Here is a 10217-nt window from a genome sequence, read left to right as displayed (position 1 = left end):
GGGGGGCGGGGGGGCCCGGCCGGCCGGGGGGGCACGCGCCCGGGGGGGGGGGGCGGCGGCGCCGCCCCCCCGGGGGGGGGGGGCCGGGGGGGGGCCCCCCCCCGGGGGGGGGCCCCCCCTCGCGTACCGGCCGAGGGCGGTCAGCCCCGGTAGAGCGCCTCGATCTCGTCCGCGTAGTCCTTCGCCACCACGTTCCGCTTCAGCTTCAGCGACGGGGTGATGTGCCCCGCCTCCTCGGTGAACTGGGAGGACAGGATGCGGAACTTGCGCACCGACTCCGCCTTGGACACCGCGGTGTTCCCGTCGTCCACCGCCCGCTGCACCTCGGCCATCAGTTCCGGGTCCTCGCGCAGCGAAGCGGCCGTCGCCCCGGACGGCTTGCCGTGCTCCTCGGCCCACCGGCGCAGGAACTCCTCGTCCAGGGTGATCAGCGCCCCGACGAACGGCCGCCCGTCACCGACCACCATGCACTCGGCCACCAGGGCGTGCCCGCGGATGCGGTCCTCGATCACCGCGGGGGCGACGTTCTTTCCGCCCGCGGTGACGATGATCTCCTTCTTGCGGCCGGTGATCGCGAGATAGCCGTCCTCGTCGAGCGTGCCGAGGTCGCCCGTGTGGAACCAGCCGTCGGCCAGCGCCTCGGCCGTCGCCGCCTCGTTGTTCCAGTAGCCGGTGAACAGGTGCTCGCCGTGCACCAGCACCTCGCCGTCGTCGGCGATCCGGACGACCGAGCCGGGCAGCGGCTGGCCGACCGTGCCGATCTTCTGCCGGTCCCACGGGTTGAACGCGGTGGCCGCGCAGGTCTCGGTCAGGCCGTACCCCTCCAGGACGGTGAAGCCGATGCCCCGGAAGAAGTGGCCCAGCCGCTCGCCCAGCGGCGCGCCGCCGGAGATCGCGTACTCGCCGCGTCCGCCCAGCACCGCGCGGAGCTTGCCGTAGACCAGCTTGTCGAAGAGCCTGTGCTTCAGGCGCAGTCCCAGGGACGGGCCCTGCGGGGTGCTCAGCGCGCGGCTGTACGCGATCGCGGTGTTCGCGGCACGGTCGAAGATCGCACCCTTGCCGTCGGCCTGCGCCTTGGCGCGCGCCCCGTTGTACACCTTCTCGAAGACGCGCGGCACGCCGAGGATCAACGTCGGCCGGAACGAAGCCAGTTCGTCGGTGAGGTGCTTGATGTCCGGTACGCAGCCGAGCCGGATCGGCGCCATCACCGAGGCCACCTCGACCAGCCGCCCGAAGACGTGCGCGGTGGGCAGGAAGAGCAGCACCGAGCACGGGCCGGTACGGAAGAGGGGCTTGAGCCGCTCCACCACGTTGCCGCACTCCGCGAAGAAACTGCGGTGCGTGAGCACGCAGCCCTTGGGGCGGCCGGTGGTGCCCGAGGTGTAGACGATGGTGGCCGGATCGTCCGCCTTGGCGCTCGCCATCCGCGCGTCCACGGTCTCGTCCGGGACGTCCGCGCCCGTCTCCGTCAGCCCGGCGAGCGCGTCCGCCTCGATCTGCCACACACCCTTGAGCGCGGGCAGATCCGCCCGGACCGACTCCACGGACTCCTGGTGCGCCGCCGACTCCACGACGCACAGGGTGGCGCCGGAGTCACCGAGGATCCACCGGATCTGCTCGGGCGAGCTGGTCTCGTACACCGGGACGGTGACCGCGCCCGCGCTCCAGATCGCGAAGTCGAGCAGCACCCACTCGTACCGGGTGCGGGACAGCAGGGCGACCCGGTCGCCCGCCTCGACACCCGCCGCGATCAGTCCCTTGGCCACCGCCCTGACCTCGGCGAGGAACGCCGCGGCGTCGACGTCGGTCCACACGCCCCCGACCTTGCGGCTCATCACCGCGACATCGGGATGCTGAGCGGCATTGCGGCGGATGAGATCCGTCAGGTTGCCGTCCGAGGGAACCTCGTACAGGGCCGGAAGGCTGAACTCGCGCAAGACTGCTGCTCCTCATCGGGCTCCGGTGCCATGACTCCGTGTGACGCGCCGGCTGCGGTCCAGACAGGCAGGTGCTCATGGGTGAAGTGAGCACGACTGGACTGCCCGGACGTTACCCACCAGTACTCAGTTCCCGATAGAGGGTTCGGGCCAATGTCTCATGCGTCACACAGGATGGTGATCCTTGTGCGCACAGTAGCCCACGGCCCGTCACCGACCGGGGCCCGTCGCCGGCCCGGCGACCCCGTCCCGGCGGCCGTAGACAGGGCCTAGGGTGGCCGTCATGCCTGCCGTTCCGGACACCCGAGCCATCCCCGCCGCACGGCGCACGCGCCTCCACGTGGTCAGTGACGTGCACGGCAACACCGAGGCCCTGGCCCGCGCCGGGGACGGCGCCGACGCCCTGATCTGCCTGGGTGATCTGGTCCTCTTCCTCGACTACGCCGACCACTCGCGCGGCATCTTCCCCGACCTCTTCGGCGTGGAGAACACCGACCGGCTCGTCGCGCTGCGCACCGCCCGCCGCTTCGAGGAGGCCCGGGAGTTCGGCCGCCGCCTGTGGGCGGGCACGGACCGCGACGCCGCGATCGTCTCGGCGGTGCGCAAGCAGTACGCGGAACTCTTCGCCGCCTTCCCCGCCCCGACGTACGCCACCTACGGCAATGTCGACATCCCCGGACTGTGGACCGAGTACGCCCGCCCGGGCACCACGGTCGTCGACGGCGGGCGCGTCGAGATCGGCGGCCGTGTCTTCGGTTTCGTCGGCGGCGGCCTGAGGACCCCGATGCGCACCCCGTACGAGATCGACGACGAGGAGTACGCGGCCAAGATCGAAGCCGTCGGCCCGGTCGACGTGCTCTGCACCCATATCCCGCCCGACATACCGGAACTGACCTACGACACGGTGGCGCGCCGCTTCGAACGCGGCAGCCGGGCCCTGCTCGACGCCATCCGCCGGACGCGCCCCCGCTACGCGCTGTTCGGCCACGTCCACCAGCCCCTGGTCCGCCGGATGCGGATCGGTGCCACCGAGTGCGTGAACGTGGGCCACTTCGCGTCCACCGGCAGGCCATGGGTCCTCGAATGGTGACGGCTTCGGCCCGGACCGCGACCCGGCGCCGACGCCGGTCGCGGCGCCGGACCCAGGGACGGAGCACCCCGGGCACGCGATAGCCTTCTGACGGCAGGCATCTGCCGACGCACCGGTCACACCGCACTGGAGGAGCCACAGCGATGGCTGAACACACCAGCTCGACGATCACGATCGAGGCGGCACCGGCCGACGTCATGGGAGTGATCGCCGACTTCGCCCGCTACCCGGAGTGGACCGGTGAGGTCAAGGAGGCCGAGGTCCTCGCCACCGACGACCAGGGCCGCGCCGAGAAGGTCCGCCTCGTCCTGGACGCGGGCGCGATCAAGGACGACCACACCCTCGCGTACACCTGGACCGGCGACCGCGAGGTGAGCTGGACCCTCGTCAAGTCGCAGATGCTGCGCGCCCTCGACGGCACCTACGCGCTCGCCCCGCTCGGCGACGGCGACCGCACCGAGGTCACCTACCGGCTGACCGTCGACGTCAAGATCCCGATGCTCGGCATGATCAAGCGCAAGGCCGAGAAGGTCATCATCGACCGGGCCCTGGCCGGTCTGAAGAAGCGCGTCGAGTCCGTTCACAAGGCCTGACCCGGTGCGTACGGTTCTCGTCACCGGACCCGGCGGCGCGGGCCGTACCACCGTCGCGGCCGCGACCGCGCTGGCCGCCGCCCGCCGGGGCCGCCGCACCCTGCTGGTCTCCGCCGACCCCATACCCGGCTTCCCCGACGGCACGGAACCCACCGCGGTCACCGACGGACTGTGGTCCGCCCGCGTCGACTCCGGCGAACACTTCCGCGCCGAACTCCTCGCGCTCCAGGACCGGGCCTCCGGCGTGCTCGATCTGCTCGGCGGGCAGCGGATGGACGGCGAGGAACTCACCGAGCTCCCCGGCAGCGCCCAGCTCGCCCTGCTGCACGCGCTGCGCCGCGCGGCCGGGGGCGACTGGTCGGACGGCCGTTTCGACCTCCTCGTCGTCGACCTGCCGCCGCTGCGCGAAGCGCTCGCCGTGCTCGCCCTGCCCGAGCAACTGCGCCGCTATCTGAGCAGGCTGCTGCCCCCGGAACGGCAGGCCGCCCGCGCCCTGCGCCCCATGCTCGCCCAGCTCGCCGGGGTGCCCATGCCTGCCCAGTGGCTGTACGAGGCCGCCGCCCGCAAGGACACCGAACTGGCCACCGTCCAGGCCCTGATCGAGGACCGCGCGACCACGCTCCGGCTGGTCGCCGAACCGGGACCGGCCGCCGAGGACGCCCTGCGCACCGCCCGCGCCGGACTCGCCCTGTACGGACTGCGCGTCGACACCCTCGCCGTGAACCGGGTCCTGCCCCGGCACTCCGGCGACCCCTGGTTCGCGGCCCTCGCCGCCCAGCAGGAGAAGACCGCCGACCACTGGTACGAGGAGTGGGCGCCCACGACGGTCCTGTGCGAGGTGCCCCACCTCGGCCGCGACCCCCGGGGCCCCGACGATCTCGCCCTCCTCGGCGACGGGGCCCGCTCCACCGCACCTGCCCGGGCGGGCGGCGGGCTCGCCGCGGGACTGGACGAACGGTCCCCCGGACGGGCCGACGACCCCTGGTGGATCGAGGACCCCTGGGGTGCCGGGGAGCCCGGCGTCCCGGACGCCCCCGGCGCTCCGCGCACCGCGCCGCCCGGCGCCCGGATCGTGGCCGCCCCGCCGGCCGACGGCGGGGACGACCCCGTGCTCGTCTGGTGCCTGCCGCTGCCCGGAGCCGCCAAGTCGGACCTGCGACTGGTGCGCCGCGGCGACGAACTGCTGCTCGGCGTCGGTCCGTTCCACCGGATCATCCCCCTGGAGTCCGGACTGCGCCGCTGCACCGTCTCCGGTGCCGCCCTCACTGACGGGGTGCTCCGGGTCAGGTTCACCCCCGACCCCGGGCTGTGGCCCCGTTCGGGCTGAACGGCGCCCCGCCGTTCGGGTAACGTCGGTAGTAGCAGCCCGCACGGTCCCGTACGCACGGCCGCGGGCGAACCACGCCGCAGGAGTCCGCCATGAGCGAAGCCACCGACCGCCCCGTCGACGACGACGCGTGGGCACGGGCCTGCGCCGAGGACCTCGAAGAGGAGAAGGCCCGCCGCCGGGCCGAGTACGGCCCGCAGCCCGGGACCGCCGCCGAGGAGTTCCGCAAGCTGGTCGACGCCGTGGCCGACAAGATCTCGTCCCTTCCGGCGCCGCTGTTCGGCACCGCGGCCCAGGGCACCGTGCGGCAGCTCGTCGAGCAGGCGAAGTCCGCCGCCCAGCCGGTCATCGAACGCAACCCGGACGTCTTCGACCATCTCGCCGCGGCCGGCGGTGAACTCCTCGCCGCCTACCGCTCCGCCGTGGAGGGCCAGGAACGACGCTGGACCCGGCACACCGGGGACGACCCGGCCGCCCCGGAGAAGCGGTCCGGCGACCCCACCGACCCGCGCGACGGGGGCCCCGCGGGCGGCGAGCACATCGACCTGGACTGACCTGCGCGAAAGGGCCCGGTCCACTGCTCGGGTACGGTTGGCCCCAGCGGGGCTCGACCGGAACTGAGGGATTCATGGGACTCACCATCGGCGTCGACATCGGCGGCACGAAGATCGCGGCTGGAGTGGTCGACGAGGAGGGCCACATCCTCTCCACGTTCAAGGTGCCGACCCCACCGACGGCTGACGGCATCGTGGACGCGATCGCGGCGGCGGTGTCCGGCGCGAGCGAGGGGCACCGGATCGACGCGGTCGGCATCGGCGCCGCCGGATACGTCGACGACAAGCGCGCCACCGTCCTGTTCGCCCCGAACGTCGACTGGCGGCACGAGCCGCTGAAGGACAAGGTCGAACAGCGTGTCGGCCTCCCGGTCGTCGTCGAGAACGACGCCAACGCCGCCGCCTGGGGCGAATACCGCTTCGGCGCCGGACAGGGCCACGACGACGTCATCTGCATCACGCTCGGCACCGGCCTCGGCGGCGGCATCATCATCGGCAACAAGCTGCGCCGCGGACGCTTCGGCGTGGCAGCCGAGTTCGGCCACATCCGGGTCGTCCCGGACGGGCTGCTCTGCGGCTGCGGCAGCCAGGGCTGCTGGGAGCAGTACGCCTCCGGGCGCGCCCTCGTCCGGTACGCCAAGCAGCGCGCCCACGCCACCCCGGAGAACGCCGCGGTCCTGCTGTCGCTCGGCGACGGCACGATCGACGGCATCGAGGGCCAGCACATCAGCCAGGCCGCCCGGCAGGGCGACCCGGTGGCGATCGACTCGTTCCGCGAACTGGCCCGCTGGGCCGGTGCCGGACTCGCCGACCTCGCCTCGCTCTTCGACCCGTCCGCGTTCATCATCGGCGGAGGCGTCTCGGACGAGGGCGAACTGGTCCTCGAACCGATCCGCAAGTCGTTCCGCCGCTGGCTGATCGGCAGTCAGTGGCGCCCGCACGCCCAGGTGCTCGCGGCCCGACTGGGCGGCAAGGCTGGGCTGGTGGGCGCGGCGGACCTGGCCCGCCAGGGCTGAGCCGCCGTCACCGCACGATCCGGACGCCCGACGCGCCCCATGGGACGCGTCGGGCGTCCGTCGTAGGGTGGGCCCCATGGTTGCGACGCCACTGCCCGACTCCCGTACCGAGCCGGACGGTTCGGCCGTCATCAGGGTGCTCGGCTACAACATCCGGTCGATGCGCGACGACCGCGAGGCGCTGGCCCGTGTCATCGGGGCCTGCGCCCCCGACCTCGTCCTCGTCCAGGAGGCCCCGCGCTTCTTCCGCTGGCGCAAGCACGCCGCCTGGCTGGCGGCCCGTACCGACCTGGTCGTGCTCGGCGGCGGCGCCACGGCGGCCGGGCCGCTGCTGCTCTGCTCGCTGCGGGCCGCCGTGGAGCGCACGGAGGACGTCCTGCTGCCGCTGACCCCCGGTCTGCACCGCAGGGGATTCGCCACATCGGTGGTGCGGATCGCGGGCACCCGGATCGGGCTGCTGAGCTTCCATCTGAGCCTTCGCTCCGACGAACGGTCGGCACAGGCCGGGCTGGTGCTGGAGCAGCTCGACGCGATGGGAGTCGAGCACGCCATCGCGGCCGGGGACGTCAACGAGACCCCGGGCGGGGCGGCGTTCCGGCGACTGGCCGGTCGGCTCCAGGACTGCCGGGCGGTACGGCCGTGGGGCGAGGAGAACACCTCTCCGTCGAACGGCCCCCGGCAGCGCATCGACGCGATCTTCGCGACGGAGGGGATCGAGGTGCTCGGCTGCGGCGTCCCCACCGGTCTGCCGGGTGTCACCGACACGGACCTGCGGGCCGCCACCGACCACCTGCCGGTGCTGGCGGCGCTCCGCGTGCCCGCGATCCGGCCCTGACCCGGCGACGGACGACCGCCGGCCGGCCCGTCGGCGAGCCGCCGCCTCCGCAACCGGTGGGACACCGGGCCGACCGTGCGCCGGTGCGCCGCCGGCTGGTCGTCCGGATCGCTGCCCGGCGCGCACCGGAAATCCGCTCGGGGCACGCGCGGCGGCGCCCCGAGGCCGGTCCTGCCGTACGGAGCGCCGCCCCGCGCCCGGTCGTCCGGGCGGGCGGGGCCGTCCGGGTCAGACGACCGCCCCGCGCCCCGAGCCGTCGTCCTCCTCGTCGTCCCCCATCCGCGCCACCAGCGTGATGAAGCCGCCCACGAAACCGACGACGCAGACCGTGCCGAGCCACCACGTGATCTCCCACCGCAGCAGGACCGCGAGCAGCATCAGCACCGGGCCGCCGATGACCGCGAGCCAGGCGAACCTCGTCGTGGCGTCGGCCTCCGGCAGGGGCGGCGGCTCCGGGGGCACGAAGTGCCCCTCGTCCGTGTCGTCGAAATCGTCGTCCTTGGGTTTCGCGAGCTCGTAGTCGCGCGGCCCGCCGACACCGGGCGCGAACACGATCGAGCTGCCGAGCGGGCGCTGCGGCGGCCTGGTCGCCTTCTTGTCGATCCCCTTGTCCGGGTCGAGGACGCCCGATCGGTCGTCCTCCAGCCCCGCGAGGTCCTCGACGGACCGGAACGGCCTGGCACCCGGCGGGTCCGGCGGTTCCTCGCCGTACCCCGCGACGATCGCCTGCCACGCCGCGTCCTCGTCGAGCCGCCCCGGGCCGGGTCCGTCGGCCGACCGGCCCTCCGGTGCGCCGGACGACGGGCCGGGCCGGTCGTCGTCGGACGCCTTCCCGGGCGGGGCCGGGGCCGCGGGGGCGGCCGGGGCCGGGGTCATGTCCCGGGCAGCTCCGTCGTCCGCGTTCCGGCCCCCGTCCCCGTCGTCGTTCGCGGCGTCGTGCCCGGCGACGTGCGGGGCCGCCGACGGGGGAGCCGCGCCCTCCACGGGCCCGGCCGTTCCCTCGGCGGGAGGGGACTCGCGCCCCTCGTCGCCTCCCGTGCGTTCCGTCTCGTGCTCAGCCACCGGACGCGCTTCCCTTCTTCCCGGTGCCCGGATTCCCGGCGCTCGGAGCGAGACGGCCGATGAACCGGTGGCTCTCGTCGAAGATCCGCTCCGCGTCGTGGTCCAACGTCGCCACGTGGTAGCTCTGTTCCAACAGGATCTCCTCCACGTCCGTCGACGACACCCGGCTGAGGATGCGGGCCGAGTCGGCGGGCGGCACCACATGGTCCTGCGGGCTGTGCAGCAGCAGGAGCGGCTGCGTGACCTGGGGCAGCTCGGCGTCGACCAGGCGGAGGAACTTTCGCAGCGAATGCGCCGCGTGCAGCGGCACGCGGTCGTAGCCCAGCTCCGGGGAGCCCTCCTTGGCGATGTCGTTCGCCAGCCCCTTCGTCGTCCGCACCAGATGGCGGGCGACCGGCAGCGCGTACGCCGACAGTCCGTGCACCTTGTTCGCCGGATTGACGAGTACCAGCCCGCTGATCGCGTCGCCGTGCTTCGCGGCCAGCCGCAGCGTCAGCGCACCGCCCATGGAGAGCCCGAAGACGAACACCCGGGAGCAGCGCTCCAGCAGCCCGCGCAGCTCCCGGTCCACCTCGGCGTACCAGTCCTGCCAGCCGGTGATCTGCATGTCCTCCCAGCGGGTGCCGTGCCCGGGCAGCAGCGGCAGCGAGACGGTCAGACCGCGCTCCGCCAGATACTCGGCCCAGGGGCGCAGGGACTGCGGGGAACCGGTAAATCCATGGCAGAGGAGGACGCCGACCTCTCCGCCCTCGTGGCGGAACGGCTCGGCTCCAGGCAGGACCGGCACCGGGGATCTCCTGTTCATGAGACTCGAAGGGGACGAGAGCGTGAAGGGCGCGTGCGTGAAGGGGACGAGAGCGTGGAGGGGAACGAGACTTGAAGGGGAACGGAGGAGGGAAGTACAGAGGATTGCTTCACCGTACGCGACCGCGCTGACACCGGCCAGGGCCGTCGTCGCCCGGCCCGCCGTGACGCCGGTGCAAGGCGGGAACGGGAACGGCCGCACGGGTTAAGGTCTGTCCGACAGCACACAGGAGGCACCCGAGTTGATCTACGGCGCAATGAAGCTCTCCATCGGCAACGGGCTGAAGCTCGCCTTCAGGCCCTGGGTGGAGGGCCTGGAGAACATCCCCGCGCACGGGCCGGCGATCCTCGCGAGCAACCACCTGTCCTTCTCCGACTCCTTCTTCCTGCCCGCCGTCCTGGACCGCAAGGTCACCTTCATCGCCAAGGCCGAGTACTTCACCACGCCCGGCGTGAAAGGGAAGCTGACCGCCGCCTTCTTCAAAGGGGTCGGCCAGCTCCCGGTGGACCGCTCGGGCACCCGGGGCGCCGGTGAGGCCGCCATCAAGGCGGGCATCGAAGTGATCGAGAGCGGCGGGCTGTTCGGTATCTACCCGGAGGGCACCCGGTCGCCCGACGGCCGCCTCTACCGGGGCAAGCCCGGTGGTCTCGCCCGGGTCGCGCTGGCCACCGGCGCCCCCGTCATCCCGGTCGCGATGATCGACACGGAGAAGATCCAGCCGCCCGGCAAGGTGATGCCCAAGCTGATGCGGCCGGGGATCAGGATCGGCAAGCCGCTCGACTTCAGCCGCTACCACGGCATGGAGGGGGACCGGTACATCCTGCGCTCGGTCACCGACGAGGTGATGTACGAGATCATGAAGCTCTCCGGGCAGGAGTACGTCGACATCTACGCGACCGTCGCCAAACGGCAGATCGCGGAGGAGACGAAGCGCCGCGCCGAGGAGAAGCGCGCGGGCGGAGAGTCCGGAAAGCAGGGGTGACGGAACGGTTCGGCGC

10 protein-coding genes are annotated in these 10217 nt (G+C 73.0%); 7 read left to right on the top strand and 3 right to left on the bottom strand.

Annotation, left to right across the window (positions count from 1 at the left end):
• Window positions 1–140 precede the first annotated feature (140 nt).
• Window positions 141–1937 carry an AMP-dependent synthetase/ligase gene (locus ACIHCL_RS01620; protein ID WP_399855674.1) on the bottom strand — a complete coding sequence of 599 codons (1797 nt, stop codon included), beginning with the start codon at window positions 1935–1937 and terminating at the stop codon, window positions 141–143.
• A gap of 283 nt (window positions 1938–2220) precedes the next feature.
• Between ACIHCL_RS01620 and ACIHCL_RS01615 the strand changes: the two genes are divergently transcribed.
• From ACIHCL_RS01615 to ACIHCL_RS01590, 6 genes are all read left to right on the top strand, one after another.
• Window positions 2221–3027: a metallophosphoesterase gene (locus ACIHCL_RS01615; RefSeq protein WP_399855672.1), complete on the top strand. Its 807-nt coding sequence runs from the start codon at window positions 2221–2223 to the stop codon at window positions 3025–3027.
• Between the two features lie 143 nt (window positions 3028–3170).
• Entirely contained in the window at window positions 3171–3620 is a 450-nt protein-coding gene (locus tag ACIHCL_RS01610; protein WP_399855669.1) for an SRPBCC family protein, read from the top strand.
• A 4-nt stretch (window positions 3621–3624) separates the two neighbouring features.
• The gene (locus ACIHCL_RS01605) at window positions 3625–4947 is read left to right on the top strand and encodes an ArsA family ATPase (protein WP_399855667.1); all 1323 of its coding nucleotides are present in this window, start codon (window positions 3625–3627) and stop codon (window positions 4945–4947) included.
• A gap of 92 nt (window positions 4948–5039) precedes the next feature.
• Window positions 5040–5501, top strand: a complete 462-nt coding sequence (locus ACIHCL_RS01600; RefSeq protein WP_399855665.1) for a DUF5304 domain-containing protein — start codon at window positions 5040–5042, stop codon at window positions 5499–5501.
• 74 nt (window positions 5502–5575) lie between these two features.
• Entirely contained in the window at window positions 5576–6517 is a 942-nt protein-coding gene (locus ACIHCL_RS01595) for an ROK family glucokinase (RefSeq protein WP_399855662.1), read from the top strand.
• A 76-nt stretch (window positions 6518–6593) separates the two neighbouring features.
• Complete coding sequence (locus ACIHCL_RS01590) at window positions 6594–7352, top strand: endonuclease/exonuclease/phosphatase family protein (RefSeq protein ID WP_399855658.1); 759 nt, start codon at window positions 6594–6596, stop codon at window positions 7350–7352.
• Between the two features lie 228 nt (window positions 7353–7580).
• On the opposite strand, the gene ACIHCL_RS01585 is transcribed toward ACIHCL_RS01590, so the two are convergent.
• Together ACIHCL_RS01585 and ACIHCL_RS01580 are read right to left on the bottom strand one after the other, a co-directional pair.
• Window positions 7581–8414: a hypothetical protein gene (locus ACIHCL_RS01585; RefSeq protein ID WP_399855655.1), complete on the bottom strand. Its 834-nt coding sequence runs from the start codon at window positions 8412–8414 to the stop codon at window positions 7581–7583.
• Complete coding sequence (locus ACIHCL_RS01580; RefSeq protein WP_399857093.1) at window positions 8407–9201, bottom strand: alpha/beta hydrolase; 795 nt, start codon at window positions 9199–9201, stop codon at window positions 8407–8409. Before ACIHCL_RS01580 ends, ACIHCL_RS01585 begins: the two co-directional genes overlap by 8 nt.
• A 259-nt stretch (window positions 9202–9460) precedes the next feature.
• On the opposite strand from ACIHCL_RS01580, the gene ACIHCL_RS01575 reads away from it, so the two are divergent.
• The gene (locus ACIHCL_RS01575) at window positions 9461–10201 is read left to right on the top strand and encodes a lysophospholipid acyltransferase family protein (RefSeq protein WP_399855653.1); all 741 of its coding nucleotides are present in this window, start codon (window positions 9461–9463) and stop codon (window positions 10199–10201) included.
• Window positions 10202–10217 lie beyond the last annotated feature (16 nt).

Source organism: Streptomyces sp. NPDC052042 (genome assembly GCF_044548345.1).
Taxonomy (GTDB): domain Bacteria; phylum Actinomycetota; class Actinomycetes; order Streptomycetales; family Streptomycetaceae; genus Streptomyces.
Note: the sequence above shows the minus strand (reverse complement) of the source record. Positions and strands in the feature narration are given on the sequence as shown.

What these genes read in the sequence shown, in the direction of transcription:
- ACIHCL_RS01600 (WP_399855665.1), top strand. Translation starts at nt 5,040, where the DNA reads ATGAGCGAAGCCACCGACCGCCCCGTCGACGACGACGCGTGGGCACGG.
- ACIHCL_RS01595 (WP_399855662.1), top strand. Translation starts at nt 5,576, where the DNA reads ATGGGACTCACCATCGGCGTCGACATCGGCGGCACGAAGATCGCGGCT.
- ACIHCL_RS01590 (WP_399855658.1), top strand. Translation starts at nt 6,594, where the DNA reads ATGGTTGCGACGCCACTGCCCGACTCCCGTACCGAGCCGGACGGTTCG.
- ACIHCL_RS01610 (WP_399855669.1), top strand. Translation starts at nt 3,171, where the DNA reads ATGGCTGAACACACCAGCTCGACGATCACGATCGAGGCGGCACCGGCC.
- ACIHCL_RS01615 (WP_399855672.1), top strand. Translation starts at nt 2,221, where the DNA reads ATGCCTGCCGTTCCGGACACCCGAGCCATCCCCGCCGCACGGCGCACG.